This is a genomic window from Gordonia malaquae (genome assembly GCF_037148075.1).
Taxonomy (GTDB): Bacteria; Actinomycetota; Actinomycetes; order Mycobacteriales; family Mycobacteriaceae; genus Gordonia; species Gordonia malaquae.
Genome location: NZ_JBBCUB010000001.1, coordinates 163965 through 181121, shown reverse-complemented (window position 1 = coordinate 181121; position 17157 = coordinate 163965). Strand labels below are relative to the sequence as shown.

The window sequence follows — 17157 nt, the reverse complement described above, 5'->3', positions numbered from 1 at the left end:
TGGCGACAGATGCAGGTTCGCGCATCGCTTCGACAAACGCTCGGGGAGCGCTCTACGATTTGTCGGTAACGATTTTCATTACCTTCTGATCGTTCAGTCCTCACCATCAAGAGAGCCACGGACTTTTGATCCGCAGCTCGTAGAATCGAAAGTCTTTCTGTCGACATGTCTTCCGTCCGTTCGTTCCGCGCCGTCGCGGCGCTCATCGCGGCCACCGCTCTGGTCGTCTCATTGGTCGCCTGCTCCGAGGAGTCCGGCCCGAAGGACACCGACCATCCCGTCGTCGTCGCGTCGACCGACGTGTGGGCCTCCGTCGCCGCCGCGGTCGGCGGAGAGAACGCCGATGTCAGCGCCCTGTTCTCGGTTCCCGGCGGCGATCCGCATGAGTTCGAGCCGACAAACGCCGACACCGCCCGTGTGCTCGATGCGAATGTGATCGTCATGAACGGCGGCCACTACGACGAGTACATGGAACGCGCCGCCGCCGACGCCAAGGGTGTCAAGGTGAGCGCACTGGACGGCGAATCCGACTCAGGCGACCACGAAGGGCACTCCCACTCGCAGGAGCATGCGTTCTACGACCTCGCCGTCGTCGCCGACACCGCCGACCGCATCGCGGACGCGTTGGCCACGGTGGCCCCCGCTCACGCCGACGCCTACCGCGCGAACGCCAAGTCGTTCCGCGCCGACATCGACGCACTTCGGGCGCGGATGGCCGTGATCGGCCGCACCCACCCGAACACACGCGTCGCGGCGACCGAACCACTCGCGACGGCTCTTCTCGAGTCCGCAGGCATCTCCGATGTGGCGCCCGCCGGGTTCACCGCAGCCGTCGAAGAAGGCCAGTCACCGTCGGCCGCCGACCGCGCCGCCTTCGACGACCTGCTCACCGGCCGCAAGGTGTCCGCGCTGATCTACAACGTGCAGGCCGTCGATCCCGCAACCGAAGCCGTGCTCGCCACTGCGAACAAGGCCGGAGTGCCCGTCGTCCAGTTCACCGAGACTCTTCCCGACGGCGTCACGGATTACATCGCGTGGCAGTCGGCTCAGATCGCCGCGCTCGAGAAGGCGCTGATCAAGTGACCGAACCCGTACTGCGGTTCACCGGATCGGAACTCTCATTCGGGTCTCGAACTCTCTGGCGCGATCTCGACCTCGACGTCGAGCCCGGTGAGTTCATCGCGGTGCTCGGCCCGAACGGGTCCGGTAAGACGACTCTCCTGCGCACCGTCCTCGGTCAGACGTCGACGACGGCAGGAACGATGACCGTCAACGGCAGGCTCGGATACATCCCCCAGCAGCATGCGGACGACTCCGACACGATGATGCTCCGCGGCCGCGACCTCGTCGGGTTCGGCGCGGACGGCAGTTCGTGGGGCCTGGGTCTCCGAGGGTTGCGCTCACGGCGGGCCCGGGTCGACGCGGCACTCGCCGAGGTCGACGCCACGCGCTACGCCTCGAGCCCGGTCGGTCTGCTGTCCGGCGGCGAGCAGCAGCGGCTGCGCATCGCGCAGGCCCTCACTCGCGATCCAGCGATCCTGCTCTGCGACGAACCGCTCGCCAGCCTCGACCTGAAGAGCCAACAGCTCGTCGTCGACCTGCTCGACGCACGGCGACGCCGCGCGAACACCGCGATCCTCTTCGTGACGCACGAACTGAACCCGGTGCTCCCGTTCGTCGACCGCGTCGTCTATCTCGCAGGCGGACAGTTCCGCGTCGGAACCGTCGACGAGGTGATGAACTCGGAGACCCTCTCCGAGCTGTACGGCAGCCCGATCGACGTGCTTCGCGTCGGCGGTCGCCTTGTCGTCATCGGCGGCGAGGACTCCCACCACTGCATCGAGCACGGGTACGCCGACGAGGCCGCCTCGTGACGACAACCGTCCTCGCCGCGGACATGGGCAACTTCTGGAACTTCACACAGACCGGCGATCTGCTCTCGCGTGCGTTCGTGCAGCAGTCGCTCGTCGCCGTCGCGCTGCTCGGCTTGATCGGCGGTGTGCTCGGTCCGATGATCGTCGCCCGTCAGATGAGCTTCGCAGTACACGGAGCAGCGGAGTTGTCGTTCACCGGCGCCGCGGCCGCGTTGCTCGCCGGGATCGGGGTGAACATCGGTGGTGTGATCGGCGCCGTCGTCGCCGCCGCCGTGTTCGGTCTGCTCGGACGACGCGCACGCGAACGGGACTCGGTGATCGGCGTCGTGATGGCGTTCGGGCTCGGCCTCGGTGTTCTCTTCCTGAGCCTCTACGGCCGAGTCGGAACCGGATTCGCACTGCTGACCGGGCAGGTCGTCAGCGTCGGACGTGACGGACTGATCGCTGTCGGCATCACCGCCGTGGTCGTCCTCACCGTGTTCGCGATCATCTATCGACCACTGCTGTTCGCCAGTCTCGACCCGCGCGTCGCAGAGACCGCAGGCGTCCCCACTCGCCTGCTGTCGGTGGTCTTCGCCGTCCTCGTCGGCCTGGCCGCCGCTCAAGGCGTGCAGATCATCGGAGCGCTGCTGGTGATGAGCCTGCTCATCACACCTGCTGCGGCGGCGTCGCGACTGTCGGCGAATCCGACAGTTGTGCTGATGTTGTCCGTGGTGTTCGCCGAGACCGCCGCAATCGGCGGCCTGGTGCTTTCACTCGCCCCGGAGCTTCCCGTCTCGGTGATGGTCACGTCGATCTCATTCGCGATCTATGCGGCCTGCCGAGTCCTCGGGATGCGCCGACGCGACTGACCAGACGATTGATTCCCGGCGGGACCCCGCCGAATGGCCTCGCGCGTGGGCCGCCGCTTCCCGCTCAGAGTCTGATTATGAGCGGGAACCGACTCCTATAGCGGGAGTCCAAAACGGTTCGCGGACCTGATCTCAGTCGAAGAACTCCGCTGACGCCCGCAGGGTCAGTTCGCCTCTTCCTTCGCACCCGGATTGCAGCGCGACGAGATCATCTCGGTCTCGGAGACGACCGGCCGTGAGGGTTCCAGATTCCAGCTCGGCTTGTCCGGTTGAACGATTCTGGCGAACGTCCAGTGGCAGTCGAACTGCGCCTTCATGCCCGGTGTGTCGCCGTCGGGCGCGATCGCGAGGACTTCACGCCACGCCTCCTCGCCCGCGGTCACACCGACGACCCGACGGCCGTTGGCCGTCGGACGGATCTGAAGGCTCGCACCGACATCGGTCTGCACCCAGTCGGCGCCCGCGATGTACGGCGCCGGCAGGGTGTTCGGGATCGAGGAACTGCCACTGCTCGACATGTCCGAACTCGACGAGACCGGCGTCGAGGACGCCGTCAGCGTGGGTGACACCGGAGTGACCGGGTCCGTCCCGCACGCGGCGAGGACGACGGCGCCTGCCGCCGCTGCCGCCACCACCAGGGAGGTCGGGCGCAGACGCCTCATCGCGTGGCCTCCACGAGCACCGCGGCCGGCACATGGACTCGCTCCCACGCCGCGCGACGTGCACCATCCGGGTCCCGGACCACGCGTGACGGGTCGTCGAGGATCATCACGCGACGGTCGTCCTTCCGGTACGCGGGCCATGCGGGTGACGGCACGCCCTTTCGCGCGAACCACGTCCAGTTCGACTGCATGGTCGCGGTGATCCGCTTGGTCGAACCCCAACTGCCCGCGGCCGCGAGACCGACCCCGATCGGATCGCGGTAGATGCCGAACACCGCGAGGAGCTCCGTCGCATGTGTCGCGCCGATGCCTGTCGCGTTGAGGACGGCCGGCGCGTAGTCGTAGCGGTACACGTAGGTCGGCGCCGTCTCGCTGTGGTAGCCGGCGAAACGGATCGTCGGCTCCCAGAACGTCGCGTCAGCGGACATCCGCACCTGGTCGCGCTCCCCCGGATACAAGAGTTCGAGCTCCATCTTGATCTCCGGATCGTCGACGCCGACAAGAGCCTGCGCCGCGTCGGGCATGATGTCCCAGAATCTCGCGAACAGTTCGCCTTCGTCCTTGTTGTTGCCGATGATCGTCGGAATCGGGAGCGTGTTGCCGTCACGGGCCGCGTCGAGCGGCGTCTGCGGCAAGTACTCGCCGTCAACGGTCGGCGCGAACGGCATGGGGTTCGACAGGTTCGCGGCTCGCGCGAATCCGAGCAGTTTGTTTCCGATTCTCAGCAGTTCGTGCGCTGAGGCGCCGTCGACGATGCGCGCGACGTCTGCCGGGTCGAGCGGCTCCTCGGTGCGCTCGGGTCCCCGTCTGCGGGTCGGGTCTGCGACGAGGCGGACGAACTCGTCAGCGAAGATCTGCGCGTTCTCCTTCGACACGATCAGCTCCGGCGCCGGGCTCTGCGAGATGGCCCGCGAGAACAGCCCCTGCGCTGCGGGCGTGGACAGCAGAGTCAGGACGGCCGAGCCGCCCGCGCTCTCGCCGAAGACGGTCACTCGGTCCGGATCGCCTCCGAAGGCGCCGATGTTGCGCTGCACCCACTCCAGTCCGGCGATCATGTCCCTGAGCCCGACGTTCGAGTCGAAACGACGCTCGGGGGTCGAGTAGTCGCTGAGATCGAGGAATCCGAACGGACCGAACCGGTAGTTCACAGTCACGACGATCACGTCGCGGCTCCGCGCCAGGTAAGAGCCGTCGTAGATCGGCGTCGACGTGCCGCCGAGGATGTAAGCACCGCCGTAGTTGAAGACCATCACCGGACGCGGAGTCACCGATTCCGTGGTCGGCGCGAACACGTTGAGTGTCAGGCAGTCCTCGCTGCGCGGCTGGAACCGGCCCGAGGCGCGCGCGGTGAACAGCTTCTCCTGCACCGGTGCCGGTCCGTAGTCGAAGCATTCGAGCGTTCCGGGCCACGGTGTGACCGGTTCCGGTGCATGCCAACGCTTCTCGCCGACCGGCGGGGCCGCGAACGGGATGCCTTTCCAGGAGATCGTGCCGCGACGCGAGCCGCGTCCACGCTTGCCCTGCACCGCGCCCTCGACGAGCGCCACCACCGTGTCCATCACTGCCATGACGCCAAGGGTATCCGGTGGGCGATCGACGCAGGCGACACTAGGCTCGGAGCATGCCACTGCCCCGGATCGATCTCAACGCCGACCTCGGAGAAGGCGTCGGCGACGACACAGCGATGATGCCGCTGATCAGCAGCGCGAACATCGCATGCGGATTCCACGCTGGCACCCCGACCGTGCTTCTGCACTCCTGCCGCGAAGCGGTCCGATACGGCGTGCGAATCGGCGCGCAGGTGTCCTATCCCGACCTCGCGGGGTTCGGACGACGTTTCATCGACGTCGCGCCCGAGGACCTCATCGCCGACGTGCTGTACCAAGTCGGGGCGCTGACGGCTCTCGCGGCTGCGGCAGGCGGTGAGGTCTCGTATGTGAAGCCCCACGGCGCGCTGTACAACACGGTCGTCGACCACGAGATGCAGGCTCGTGCACTCGTCGACGCCGTCGCGCGTACCGGCCTCGCGTTGATGTGCCTGCCGGGATCTGCCGCGCAGCGTTTCGCACGGGAGTCGGGCATCCCGGTGATCACCGAGGCCTTCGCGGACCGCGGCTACACACGGACCGGCACTCTGGTTCCCCGTTCGGAACCGGGGGCCTTGCTGACCGACTCCGACGAGATCGCCGCCCGCGTCGTCGAACTCGCCAGAACCGGGCGGATCAGCGCGGTCGACGGCACGGTGGTGGAAGCCGACGCCGAATCCGTCTGCCTCCACGGCGACACTCCCGGCGCGCTTGCACACGCCCGCGCCGTGCGTGCCGCGCTGGCCGAGGCCGGTGTGGACGTGGCTGCTCGATGAGGTCCGAGTCGTCGAAGGGGCTCGCGGCGGGTCTACTGGCGTACGGGACGTGGGGCCTGTTCCCGCTGTTCTTCGACGCACTGCGTCCGACCGGGGCGTGGGAGATCCTCGCCCATCGCATCGTGTGGACGCTCCTGTTGTGCCTCGTGGTCCTGCTCGTGATGAGAGATTGGCGGTGGGTCGCCGATCTGCGCGGACAGTGGCGTCTGCTGGCGGGCGTGAGCATCGCGGCCGTCCTGATCGCGATCAACTGGGTGGTGTACGTCGCGGCGGTCACGTCGGGCCACACCAGCGACGCCGCGCTGGGTTACTTCCTCAATCCCCTCGTCACGGTGGCTCTCGGGGTGATCGTGCTGCGCGAACGACTCCGGCCGCTGCAGTGGGCCGCGGTCGGGGTCGGGGTGGTGGCCGGCCTGTACCTGTCGATCGCGGGTGGACACTTCCCGGCGACGTCCCTGGCTCTGGCCGGATCGTTCGCGTTGTACGGCTTGGCCAAGAAGAAGGTGGGGGCCCACCTGTCGGCGTTGCGCGGACTCACGCTGGAGACGGCGATTCTGACGCCCGCCGCGGTGGTGATACTCGGAGTGGTCGGAATGTCCGGGGCGGGTCTCGACTTCGGTCGGCACGGTCCGGTGCACACGGCACTGCTATGTCTGGCAGGCGTCGCCACCGCCGTTCCTCTGTTGCTGTTCGCGGCTGCGGCCCGGCGGATCCCCCTGGTGACGATCGGCCTGATCCAGTTCATCACGCCGGTCATCCAGTTGTTGTGCGCCGTCCTGGTGCTCGGCGAACACCTGCCCGCTCACCGGTGGATCGGTTTCGGCATCGTCTGGGCCGCACTGATCCTGCTGTCGATAGACAGTGTGGCGGCCCTGCGGACCGCGCGCACGCCTCAGACTTGAGAACGCTGCGCGAAGATTCTCCGGCGGCGACCCGGAAACGTCGGCCCACCGGGGCGATCCTCGACGGACAGCAGTTCCGGCCGTTCCACGAGAAGGAATCCCGCCGCGGTGATCACGAGAGGGGCCAGCAGGAGCGCCGTCGCGGCGGCTCCTCCGGTCGCGAGTTCCATCGCGGCGTATCGCGTCAAAGCGAGGAGGCCCGCGAACATCGCGGCGCCCATCGCGACAACGCCCATCCGGATCCTGGTCCATCCGGTCTCCGGGCGCGTGAGTGCGGCTTCGAGGGTCAGCGTGAACACCGCACCCGCGAGGACGTCGACCGCGTAGTGGAAGCCGAAGCCGAGGGTCGCGCCCGTGGTGGCGATCAGCCAGAACGTTCCGAAGATCCGTGACGCGGTGGAGCCCCGCCAGCCGTGCAGGAAGATCGCCATCGCCCACGCTGTGTGCAGACTCGGCATGCAGTTCCGAGCGATGAACTGGCTGTAGGGAGCGGCGACCGGCTCGGTGATGTCGGGGCTGACCCACGGCCACACGTCCTGCCAGCCCGCCCCGGCGAGCTCATGTCCGAACGCGTACGTCGGACCCACGACGGGGAAGATGAAGTAGACGATCGGACCGATCATGCCGATGATCAGAAAGGTCCGCACGATGTGGTGTCGCGGGAAACCGTCGCGAGCGACGTTCCGCAGTTGGAAGAACGCGATCACCGCGGCGCCGACCGGCAGGTAGACGTACACCCGGCTGCACACCTCGGTGAGGAACGCGCTGTCGGTGACCACTCGCCCGACCGCCCAGGACGGCGATCCGAGTGCTCGGTCTGCGAGTTCGACGTACTCGTCGAGCACGGTCGCGTTGGCCTTCGTCGACAGGACGAGCCAGGCGTCGCCGACACGGCCCATGACGATGAGCATCATTCCGAGGCCGACGGCTTTGAGCGTGGCGGGCCTTCTCGGCGCCGCGCAGCTTCCAGAACGCGAACACGGCCGTCCCGACCAGACCCCAGAGGATGCCGTTTCCGATGGTTCCAGGGTTGCCGACGATCACCCGCTGCAGATTCCAGACGCCCTCGAGCGCAAGAACTCCGCCGAGGACCCACCAGCGGAGACGTGCAGGCATGCAGACGAGAGCGAGGATCAGGCCTGCCATCTTGATCTCGCCGATTCCGGGGCGTCCGACGAAGTCGTGAGCCAGCAGGTCCACCGGCCCACGGATGTCGAAGTTCAACGACACGATCTGGATCACGACGACAAACGCCGCGAGAACGCCGACCACGAGGGACCATCCGCGCACGCCGAGTTCCACGCGCCGCTTCGTCAGAACGCGGACGCGATCAAGAATCCCGAGCCGCGACTGGTACAACACGGGTTACAGGCTAACGAACAATCAGGAAAATCCGAGAATCCTGTTGCCCGAATGTCATTCAGATGACACCTTGTGCGCGCCCTCTGCGCGGAAAGTCCTCTATGCCAGGCGACGTTGACGCGCGAACTCGGCCAGAACAACACCCGCCGCGACCGATGCGTTCAGGCTCTCCACATCACCGGCCATCGGCACCGACAGGATCGAGTCGCACGTCTCGCGGACGAGGCGGGACAGTCCCTTCCCTTCCGATCCGACCACGACGACGACCGGGCCGGTGCCGTCGTACTCGTCGAGCGTCACATCTCCGCCTGCGTCCAACCCGACGATCTGTGCACCCGACTTGGCCCACTCGACAAGGGTGCGAGTCAGGTTCGGGGCCTGCGCGACGGGCAGTCGTGCCGCGGCGCCCGCGCTGGTGCGCCAGGTGACTGCGGTGACCCCGGCGCTGCGACGCTGCGGAATCAGCACACCGTGGCCGCCGAACGCGGCGACCGAACGGATGACGGCCCCGAGGTTGCGGGGATCGGTGATGTTGTCGAGCGCCACGATCAGCGGCCGTTGCGACGACGCCTGCGCCGCGGCCATCAGGTCGTCGGGGTGCGCATAGCGGTACTCCGGGACCTGAAGAGCCAGACCCTGGTGCAGACCGTTCGGCGACATGCGGTCGAGTTCGGGCTTGCCGACTTCGAGGATCGAGATGCCGCGATCTCCCGCGGTCTGCACGGCTTCGCGGACTCGCTCGTCGGCCTCGATCGACGTCATCACGTACAGCGCCGTGGCGGGAACCTTCGCCCGCAGGCATTCGACGACCGGGTTGCGACCGAGGACGTACTCGGGGCCGCCGTCCTCGGACTTCCGCTGGTTACGCGGCCGACCGGCCGCCGCTTTCGCGGTGGCTTTCGCCTTCTTGTGCGCCACGTGATAGACGCGGTCCTCGGCTTTCGGGGTCGCGCCGCGCCCTTCGAGACCACGACGTCGCTGACCTCCGGAGCCGACGCTCTGGCCCTTCTTGCTGCCTTCCTTGCGGACGGCGCCCTTACGCTGCGAATTGCCGGCCATGCTTTCAGTCCTTCGTCTTCAGCGCCCACTGGGCGCCGTCGGGTGTGTCGGTGACGTCGACGCCTGCTGCGGCGAGGCGGTCACGAACCTCGTCGGCGGCGGCCCAGTCCTTGGCGGCGCGCGCGGCTGCGCGCCGATCTAGTTCGGCGCGGATCAGCACGTCTAGTGCTTCCGTCGCCGCGTCGTCGGAGTCGGCCGACGACGCCCAGTGCTCGTCGAGCGGATCGGTGCCGAGGATCGAAGTCATCGCCCGCACCGACGCTGCGACCGCAAGCGCCTTCTGAGCGTCTCCGGCTTCTAGCGCGGTGTTTCCCTCACGCACAGCGTTGTGGACGGCGGCCATCGCCGCGGGGACACCGAGATCGTCGTCGAGAGCCGCGGCGAAATCGTCGTTGACGTCGCCGACCGGCACATCCGCGACACGTTCTGCGACACGCTTCACGAACGACTCGATGCGACGGAAACCCGCCGCGGCCTCATGCAGGGCGCCCTCGGAGTACTCGAGCATCGATCGGTAGTGCGCACTGCCGAGGTAATAGCGAAGTTCTACGGGCCGCACCTTGGTCAGCATCGCCGGGATGGAGACGACGTTGCCGAGCGACTTGCTCATCTTCTCGCCGCTCATCGTCACCCAGCCGTTGTGCAGCCAGTACCGCGCGAAGCCGTCGCCTGCGGCGTGACTCTGCGCGATCTCGTTCTCGTGGTGAGGAAACACCAGATCCATGCCGCCGCAGTGGATGTCGAACTCCGGCCCGAGCAGCGACGTCGCCATCGCGGAGCACTCGAGATGCCATCCCGGGCGGCCGTGTCCCCACGGGGTGGGCCACGACGGCTCGCCGGGCTTAGCCGCCTTCCACAACGTGAAGTCACGCGGATCGCGCTTGCCCGTTCCCGCGCTCTCACCCTGGTGGACGTCGTCGAGCTTGTGCCCGGACAGGCTGCCGTAGTCGGGTTGGCTCATCACGTCGAAGTAGACGTTGCCGTCGGCCACATACGCGTGGCCTCGGTCGATGAGTCGTTCCATGTACTCGACCATCTGCGTCACGTAGCCGGTGGCACGCGGCTCCGCCGACGGCGGCAGCACGTTCAGTGCGTCGTACGCCGACGTGAACGCGCGCTCGTGGGTGGTCGCCCACTCCCACCACGGTCGTCCGGCCTCATCGGCTTTGCGGAGGATCTTGTCGTCGATGTCGGTGATGTTGCGGATGAACAGGACGTCGTACCCACGGTGGGTGAGCCACCGGCGGAGGACGTCGAACGCGATCCCACTGCGCACGTGCCCGATGTGGGGCACACCCTGGACCGTCGCGCCACACAGGTACACGCCGACCGTCCCCGGTCGAAGGGGAACGAAGTCGCGGACCTCGCGGGAAGCGGTGTCGTACAGGCTAAGCGTCACGGCCTGCGATTCTACTTGAGCGCGAGCAGCGCGGTGGCCACTGCGGCGACACCCTCGCCGCGTCCCGTCAGACCGAGGCCGTCGGTGGTGGTCGCAGACACCGACACCGGTGCGCCGAGGAGCTTCGACAGGACCCCTTGGGCCTCGGCCCGACGCGGGCCGATCTTCGGCCGGTTGCCGATGACCTGCACTGCGGCGTTCACCGGTGTGAACCCTTCGTCGTCGAGCAGTCCGGCCACATGCCGCAGCATCGCCTCACCGGTCACGTTGCGCCATTCCGGGCGGTCGACGCCGAACACCAGACCCAGATCGCCGAGTCCGGCGGCCGAAAGCAGCGCGTCGCAGAGCGCATGGACGCCGACGTCGCCGTCCGAGTGACCGGAGCAGCCGTCGGCGTCGGCGAAGAGGAGTCCGACCATCCAGCAGTCACGGCCGGGTTCGATCGGGTGGACGTCGGTTCCGATGCCGACTCGCATGGTGATGGCCTCCTGAGCCGTACTCGCGGTGTGGGTCACGCCAGCAGTCGTGCCAGGCGCAGATCGAACGGGGTTGTCACTTTGAACGCCATCGCGTCGCCGTCGATCACGTGGACTCCCACACCGAGAGCCTCCACGAGGCCGGCGTCGTCGGTGGCGTCCTGCGCGCCCGCATGGGCTCGTCGCAGCAACTCGGCGGCGAAGCCCTGGGGCGTCTGCACTGCCCGAAGTATCGACCGGTCGACGGTGTCCGTCACGAACTGGGCGTCGTCGACTCGTTTGAGAGTGTCCGCGACGGGAAGTCCCGGCACGACTGCCGCGTCACCGCAACGCAATGCGTCGACGACGGCGACGAACAGCGCCGGCGGCGTGAGTGGGCGGGCCGCATCGTGCACGAGGACCAGTTCGGCATCGGTCACGGCGAGCGCCGCCCGGACCGAATCGCTTCGTTCGGCGCCGCCTACGACTACGCGCGCAGCAGGAACGAGCTGCTGCGCGCGGTCGAGAAGTTCTTCCGGGACGGCGACGACGATGTCGTCGATCACCCCGGATTCGCTGGCGGCGGCGACGCTGCGCTCAAGCAGCGTCGACCCGCCTACCTCTACGAACGCCTTGGGCTTGGACTCACCCAGACGGGTGCCCATGCCTGCGGCGGGGATCAGTGCGGCCACGCGGCGGTGGCCACTGTGTGCGATCAGGACGCTGCAGCCAGGATCTCGTCGAGGATGCTGTCGGCCTTCTCGTCGTCGGTGTTGCGAGCGAGCGAGAGCTCGTCGACCAGCACCCGACGCGCACGAGTCAGCATGCGCTTCTCGCCCGCAGAGAGTCCGCGGTCCTGCTCACGACGCCACAGATCACGCACGATCTCGGCGACCTTGATGATGTCGCCGGAGTTCAGCTTCTCCTGGTTCGCCTTGAAGCGGCGAGCCCAGTTGGTGGGCTCCTCCACGTTCGGCGCACGCAGTACCTGGAAGACTTCGTCGAGCCCCTCTTCGCCGACCACGTCACGGACGCCGACGTACTCGAGCTTGCTCGAGGGAATCTGCACCGTCATGTCGCCGTCTGCGACTTTCAGGACCAGGTATTCGACTTCTTCACCCTTGATGGTCCGAACAACGATGTTCTCGATCCGAGCAGCACCGTGATGGGGGTACACAACGGTGTCGCCAACTTTGAAATTCAATGTTTCCCTACCCTTCCGAGTGTTACCAGTGTAACACCCGCCCTCTGACACCTTTTCCAACGGTGCAGGTCAACACTGGTCCGACCCGATCAGCGACACATTTATCGGCCGATATGCCTACCCGAGGGAACTTTTTCCCGCCGCGCCCACTACGCTGCGTAGTGAAGGTTCGCCGGCTGGCGGACAGTGCGACGACCACCCGGAGGAAAAGGTGTCAGTGCTCAATCGGACCACCGGCCGACTGGCCAAGGCTGCAGCCGTCGGCGCCCTGGGCGCAGCAGTCGTCCTCGGCGCTTCGGCCTGCGGTGCAGGCAAGATCTCGCAGACCAACAACCAGCTCGCCGCCGTCAACGGTGCGGGCGGTTCGGTCACGCTGAGCCCGGATGCGGGAACCGACCTGGCCAACGGCGCGGTCGCCCTGCGCAACGTCCAGATCGTGTACCCGACGGACAAGGCCGAAAAGACGTTCAAGGACGGCGGACCGTTCGACGTCTCGTTCGCGATCTCGAACGACAGCAACACCCGCTCGGTGAAGCTCGTCGACGTCGTCGGACCCGAGGGTTCGAACATCGTGCTGACGCCGCCGTCGACCTCGAAGAAGGACGGCGAGAAGACCGCTGATCCGAGCATGATCGGCCCGAACGGCGTTCTGCTTGCAGGGACCCCCGCGAATGTGAACACGTCGGTCGCCGAGGAAGCCGACATCTACCGGTTCACCGCGACGATGACCAACGCGGGCACCTCGGTCGCGTCGGGCGTGACCGTGCCCCTGACCTTCAAGTTCGAGGTGTACGACCTCAGCGGCAAGAAGGTCGAGGACAAGCAGGTCGTCATCGACACGCCCGTCGACAACGGCACCCTCGCGCATCGCCTCGACGTGGTCCGCGACCCGCAGGCCCACAGTGAGGGCTCCGAAGAGGGACACTGACCTCTGATCGACTTCGAATCGACCCCCGACCGACAGGTCGGGGGTCGATTTGTCGGACGAGACGTTTAAGGTCGGGGCGTGGCGAAGACAAAGGCGATCTACAGATGCACGGCCTGCGGACATCAGGTCGCGAAGTGGGTCGGTCGTTGCCCCGACTGCGGTGAATGGGGTTCGGTCGAGGAAGGTGCACCCGTCGTCGCTGCGGGAGCCGCGTCCGTCGCTCCTCGCAGCCCGGCTCGACGCATCACCGAGGTCGACGCGGGGACCGCTTCCGCGACGCCCATCGGGATCGCCGAGTTCGACAGGGTGCTCGGCCGCGGCATCGTGCCCGGATCCGTCGTCCTCCTCGCAGGTGAGCCCGGCGTCGGGAAGTCCACGCTGCTGCTCGAGACGGTCAAACACTGGGCGGCGGGAGGCCGCGTCGCGCTCTACGTCACGGGCGAGGAGTCGGCAGGCCAGGTGCGGCTACGCGCGGAGCGGACCGACGCCGTCCACGAGAACGTCTTCCTGGCGTCCGAGACCGACCTCGGAACCGTTCTCGGTCACGTCGACGAGGTGCGGCCGACGCTGCTCATCGTCGACTCGGTGCAGACACTCGTCGCGTCCGGCGTCGACGGCGTGACCGGCGGCGTGACCCAGATCCGTGCCGTCACCACCGCGCTGGTGTCACTCGCGAAGACGAGCGGCGTCTCGGTGATCCTCGTCGGCCATGTGACGAAGGACGGCAACGTCGCCGGTCCCCGTTCGCTGGAGCATCTGGTGGACGTGGTGCTGTCGTTCGAGGGCGACCGACACTCGTCGCTGCGCATGGTCCGCGGCATCAAGAACAGGTTCGGGCCGTCCGACGAAGTCGGCTGCTTCGAGCAGCGATCGGACGGGATCCACCAGGTCAGCGATCCGTCGGGGATCTTCGTGCACGAGCACCCGTCAGACGTTCCGGGCAGCGTCGCACTCGTCGCGATGGACGGTCGACGCGCTATGGTCGGCCAGATCCAGGCGCTGCTGAACAACTCCGAGATGACCTCGCCACGGCGCGCGGTGTCCGGCCTCGACCCGGCGCGCGTCGCGATGATGCTCGCCGTCACTGAGAAGCATCTCGAGGTCAAGACAGGCAAGCAAGAGGTGTACGCCTCGACAGTCGGCGGTATGAAGGTCACCGAGCCGGCCGCCGACCTCGCGATCTTCCTCGCGATCATGTCGTCGGCGAAGAACAAGCCGGTTCCGTCGACGACAGTCGCCATCGGTGAGGTCGGGCTCGCAGGCGAGATCCGGCGAGTGTCGTCCACCGCGCGGCGGGTGGCCGAGGCCAAACGCCTCGGCTTCCGCCACGCGATCATTCCGGCGGGCACGGACGAGGAGCTTCCGAAAGGAATCCGGATCACCAAGGTGTCGCAGCTCGACGAGGCGTTCGCCGCCATCGGTCCACGGCGCCTCGAGGCGGTCGACGCGCCGTTCTGAGGCGGTTCTCCTGCTTGGCTCCGACCCAGCGAAGGTCATGGCATTTCGACAAGCCCTCCGCTGGCGCTCCGGGCTGCTCAATGAGCAGTGGGGATCGCTCCGGGCCGCTCAATGAGCAGTGGGGATCGCTCCGGGCTGCTCAATGAGCAGTTGATGTCACTCGATGAGCTGTGGGGAGTCAGAGAATGACGCGCTTGTCGTAGTGCTCGGCGAAATGCTTCTGGACGTCGATCGTCACGAAGAGCGCGTGTGCGCTGGCCACGACCTGCTCGGGATCTCCCAGATGCGCCGATGCGGCGAGGTAGATCTTGCGGCCCTGTTTGCCGAGGATCCGAGCCTCGAAGTGGAGAGTGCTTCCGAGCGGAATCGGCTTGGCGAAGTCCACTTCGAGATGGACTGTGACGACCGGCGCGCCGATCAGCAGCGGCGCGGTCCCCGTGACCTCATCGAACGCGGCGGACAGCACGCCCCCGTGGATCACCCCTGGTCCACCTTGCATCCAGTCGACAACGGGCATCTGCGCGGTCACCGACAGGTCGTCGCCCGCGATCACCTTGAGGTGCAGGCCGAGCGGGGTGTCGTCGCCGCAGCCGAAGCACGTGCTGTGGTGCAGCCCGATGTGCTGCCCGGGCCCGGTGGCCTTCGGGTGGCGGACAAGTGGCTCGAGGTCTGCGGGCGGAACAAAAGCATGCTTCACGTCCAGTTACGCTAGTACGGTCCCGGCGTTCGCCGGAACCTCAAGTCCCACGATTGCCGAGGTGCGATGAACGACACGTCAAATGCCGACGCCGACCGCGCCGATCTGACGCGCGAGACGCTGCGTCGGGTGGCGCCGGGAACCGCACTGCGCGACGGCCTCGAACGCATTCTGCGCGGCGGGACCGGCGCCCTGATCGTCGTCGGATACGACGACGACATGGAACGCATCTGCGACGGAGGATTTCACCTCGACGTCGAGTTCGCTCCCACCCGACTTCGTGAGTTGGCGAAGATGGACGGCGCGGTAGTGCTGTCCGCCGACGGCCGCCGCATCGTCCGCGCGAACGTCCAGCTGGTGCCCGATCCGTCGATCCCGACCGAAGAGTCCGGCACCCGCCATCGTGCCGCCGAGCGGACCGCGATCCAGATGCGGGTACCGGTCATCTCGGTGAGTTCGTCGATGTCGATCGTCAGCGTGTACGCCGACGGGCAGCGTCGAGTCGTGGAGAACCCCGACGCCATCCTGTCGCGTGCAAACGTCGCACTGTCGACGTTGGAACGGTACAAGTCCCGCCTCGACGAGGTGTCTTCTCAGTTGTCTCGCGCGGAGATCGAGGACTACGTCCTGCTTCGCGACGCGATGAGCGCCGCGCAACGCATGGAGATGGTCCGGCGCGTGTCGGTCGAGATCGAGGAGTACGTGCTCGAGCTCGGCGTCAACGGTCGCCAGGTGGCGCTGCAGCTCGAAGAGTTGATCAGCGACAACGACACGATGCGTGAGCTGCTGGTCCGCGACTACCACGCATCACCGGAAGCTGCGGGCACCGAACAGGTGCGCCAGATCCTCGAATCGGTGGAGTCGTTGTCGGATGTCGATCTCCTCGACCTGACCATGGTGGCGGGCGCTTTCGGCTACCCCACGACTCTCGAAGCGCAAGACACTGCGATGAGTCCGCGCGGCTACCGCCTGCTCGCACGCATCTCGCGACTCCAGTTCGCGCACATCGATCGCCTGGTCCGTCACTTCGGCACCCTGCAGGCGCTCCTCGCGAGCAGTGCCGCCGACCTGGAAGCAGTCGAAGGCATCGGCAGCATCTGGGCCAGGCACATCCGAGAAGGTCTCTCACGCCTCGCTGAGAGCTCGCTCGAGCGGTTCGACTAGAACTTCCCTACTGCTGGGCGGGTTTGACGACGTTGAACGTGATCGGCGCGGACTCCTTCTCGCCGATCTTGGCGACGGCCTGGTAGCCGCCTGCGGGGATCTGAACGCGGGGCTTCTTGCAGCCCGCGCTGCTCGTCGTGCCCGACCAGGTGATGGTGTCGCTGAACTGCTGGCCCGGCTGCAGAAGCTGGTTGTTCACCGTCTTGTCCGGGGCGCAGTCTTGTGCCGCCCACAAAGTCCGCGCACCGTCCAGTGAGCGGACGACCACGTTCTGTGCGTTCTTTCCCAGATCGCGCGAGCATTCGCTGAGTCCGCCGTTGGTCACGACGACGGTGAACACCGGCTGATCCCCGACGGTGTACGTCGGCTTGTCGGTGTACAGGACCACCGAGAGACTCTGATCGGCGCACACGTTCTGCAGCGCCGGGTCCGCGGGCGGAGGCGGCGCGGGTGCAGTGCTGCTCGGGCCCCCGTCAGAACCGTGGTCTCCACCGCCGGAGACCGGCTCACTCGTTGTCGGTCCCGGAGTGCTCGACGCAGGCGGCGGCAGTGGCGCCACCGCGCTCGACGACGTCGACGATGCGGCGGCCGCGTTCTTCGGCGCCGAATCGTCGGAGGAGCTGCCCGCCCAGATGATCAAGGCGATGACTACGACGATCGCCACCACTCCAGCGGCGACCGCCACGAGGCGGCGACGCCAATACACCTCGGAAGGCAGGGGTCCCTGTGGTTCGATCACGATTGCAACGGTATCGCCGCCGAGCCTCGCACGGCGGCGTC

General features: G+C 67.0%; 18 protein-coding genes and 1 pseudogene. 8 read left to right on the top strand and 11 right to left on the bottom strand.

Annotated elements, in window-relative coordinates; translation table 11 throughout:
• The first annotated feature begins 165 nt into the window (after nucleotides 1–165).
• The 3 genes from WFK36_RS00960 to WFK36_RS00950 are packed head-to-tail and all read left to right on the top strand — an operon-like array spanning nucleotide 166 to nucleotide 2725.
• Nucleotides 166–1083, top strand: a complete 918-nt coding sequence (locus WFK36_RS00960) for a metal ABC transporter solute-binding protein, Zn/Mn family (protein WP_008377460.1) — start codon at nucleotides 166–168, stop codon at nucleotides 1081–1083.
• Complete coding sequence (locus WFK36_RS00955; RefSeq protein WP_008377459.1) at nucleotides 1080–1874, top strand: metal ABC transporter ATP-binding protein; 795 nt, start codon at nucleotides 1080–1082, stop codon at nucleotides 1872–1874. Before WFK36_RS00960 ends, WFK36_RS00955 begins: the two co-directional genes overlap by 4 nt.
• Nucleotides 1871–2725 carry a metal ABC transporter permease gene (locus tag WFK36_RS00950; protein ID WP_336788918.1) on the top strand — a complete coding sequence of 285 codons (855 nt, stop codon included), beginning with the start codon at nucleotides 1871–1873 and terminating at the stop codon, nucleotides 2723–2725. Before WFK36_RS00955 ends, WFK36_RS00950 begins: the two co-directional genes overlap by 4 nt.
• Nucleotides 2726–2889: 164 nt before the next feature.
• On the opposite strand, the gene WFK36_RS00945 is transcribed toward WFK36_RS00950, so the two are convergent.
• Both WFK36_RS00945 and WFK36_RS00940 read right to left on the bottom strand, forming a co-directional pair.
• Nucleotides 2890–3387, bottom strand: a complete 498-nt coding sequence (locus tag WFK36_RS00945) for a DUF2599 domain-containing protein (protein WP_336788916.1) — start codon at nucleotides 3385–3387, stop codon at nucleotides 2890–2892.
• Nucleotides 3384–4955 (bottom strand): carboxylesterase/lipase family protein, encoded by a 1572-nt coding sequence (locus WFK36_RS00940; protein WP_336788914.1) that lies wholly within the window; start codon nucleotides 4953–4955, stop codon nucleotides 3384–3386. The genes WFK36_RS00945 and WFK36_RS00940 overlap by 4 nt, the downstream gene beginning before the upstream one ends.
• Before the next feature lie 53 nt (nucleotides 4956–5008).
• Between WFK36_RS00940 and WFK36_RS00935 the strand changes: the two genes are divergently transcribed.
• Nucleotides 5009–5749 (top strand): LamB/YcsF family protein, encoded by a 741-nt coding sequence (locus WFK36_RS00935; protein WP_336788912.1) that lies wholly within the window; start codon nucleotides 5009–5011, stop codon nucleotides 5747–5749.
• Nucleotides 5746–6651, top strand: a complete 906-nt coding sequence (gene rarD, locus WFK36_RS00930; protein ID WP_336788910.1) for an EamA family transporter RarD — start codon at nucleotides 5746–5748, stop codon at nucleotides 6649–6651. Before WFK36_RS00935 ends, rarD begins: the two co-directional genes overlap by 4 nt.
• Here the strand turns inward: rarD and WFK36_RS00925 are convergent.
• The 7 genes and pseudogenes from WFK36_RS00925 to WFK36_RS00895 form a co-directional block, all read right to left on the bottom strand.
• Complete coding sequence (locus WFK36_RS00925; RefSeq protein WP_336788908.1) at nucleotides 6642–7565, bottom strand: phosphatase PAP2 family protein; 924 nt, start codon at nucleotides 7563–7565, stop codon at nucleotides 6642–6644. The genes rarD and WFK36_RS00925 overlap by 10 nt on opposite strands.
• 88 nt (nucleotides 7566–7653) lie before the next feature.
• Nucleotides 7654–7881: pseudogene (locus WFK36_RS00920) on the bottom strand (phosphatase PAP2 family protein); the annotation flags it as partial.
• A 231-nt stretch (nucleotides 7882–8112) separates the two neighbouring features.
• Nucleotides 8113–9072 (bottom strand): 23S rRNA (guanosine(2251)-2'-O)-methyltransferase RlmB, encoded by a 960-nt coding sequence (rlmB, locus tag WFK36_RS00915; protein WP_008377451.1) that lies wholly within the window; start codon nucleotides 9070–9072, stop codon nucleotides 8113–8115.
• Nucleotides 9073–9076: 4 nt separating this feature from the next.
• Nucleotides 9077–10471 carry a cysteine--tRNA ligase gene (gene cysS, locus WFK36_RS00910; RefSeq protein ID WP_336788906.1) on the bottom strand — a complete coding sequence of 465 codons (1395 nt, stop codon included), beginning with the start codon at nucleotides 10469–10471 and terminating at the stop codon, nucleotides 9077–9079.
• 11 nt (nucleotides 10472–10482) lie between these two features.
• On the bottom strand, nucleotides 10483–10947 hold the full coding sequence (ispF, locus tag WFK36_RS00905) for a 2-C-methyl-D-erythritol 2,4-cyclodiphosphate synthase (protein ID WP_336790907.1): 465 nt from the start codon (nucleotides 10945–10947) through the stop codon (nucleotides 10483–10485).
• Nucleotides 10948–10982: 35 nt separating this feature from the next.
• Nucleotides 10983–11618 carry a 2-C-methyl-D-erythritol 4-phosphate cytidylyltransferase gene (gene ispD / locus WFK36_RS00900; RefSeq protein ID WP_336788904.1) on the bottom strand — a complete coding sequence of 212 codons (636 nt, stop codon included), beginning with the start codon at nucleotides 11616–11618 and terminating at the stop codon, nucleotides 10983–10985.
• A 23-nt stretch (nucleotides 11619–11641) separates the two neighbouring features.
• On the bottom strand, nucleotides 11642–12130 hold the full coding sequence (locus tag WFK36_RS00895) for a CarD family transcriptional regulator (RefSeq protein ID WP_008377447.1): 489 nt from the start codon (nucleotides 12128–12130) through the stop codon (nucleotides 11642–11644).
• A 211-nt stretch (nucleotides 12131–12341) separates the two neighbouring features.
• Here WFK36_RS00895 and WFK36_RS00890 point away from each other — a divergent pair, with 211 nt between their 5' ends.
• Nucleotides 12342–13058: a copper-binding protein gene (locus WFK36_RS00890; RefSeq protein ID WP_336788901.1), complete on the top strand. Its 717-nt coding sequence runs from the start codon at nucleotides 12342–12344 to the stop codon at nucleotides 13056–13058.
• 78 nt (nucleotides 13059–13136) lie between these two features.
• A complete protein-coding gene (gene radA, locus WFK36_RS00885; protein ID WP_336788899.1) occupies nucleotides 13137–14516 on the top strand; it encodes a DNA repair protein RadA in 1380 nt (459 codons plus the stop codon).
• 178 nt (nucleotides 14517–14694) lie between these two features.
• Here the strand turns inward: radA and WFK36_RS00880 are convergent, their stop codons facing one another.
• Entirely contained in the window at nucleotides 14695–15213 is a 519-nt protein-coding gene (locus WFK36_RS00880; RefSeq protein ID WP_336788897.1) for a PaaI family thioesterase, read from the bottom strand.
• 66 nt (nucleotides 15214–15279) lie between these two features.
• Here WFK36_RS00880 and disA point away from each other — a divergent pair, with 66 nt between their 5' ends.
• Nucleotides 15280–16377 (top strand): DNA integrity scanning diadenylate cyclase DisA, encoded by a 1098-nt coding sequence (gene disA / locus WFK36_RS00875; RefSeq protein ID WP_008377443.1) that lies wholly within the window; start codon nucleotides 15280–15282, stop codon nucleotides 16375–16377.
• A 7-nt stretch (nucleotides 16378–16384) separates the two neighbouring features.
• On the opposite strand, the gene WFK36_RS00870 is transcribed toward disA, so the two are convergent.
• Entirely contained in the window at nucleotides 16385–17116 is a 732-nt protein-coding gene (locus WFK36_RS00870; protein WP_336788895.1) for a hypothetical protein, read from the bottom strand.
• Nucleotides 17117–17157: the final 41 nt, after the last annotated feature.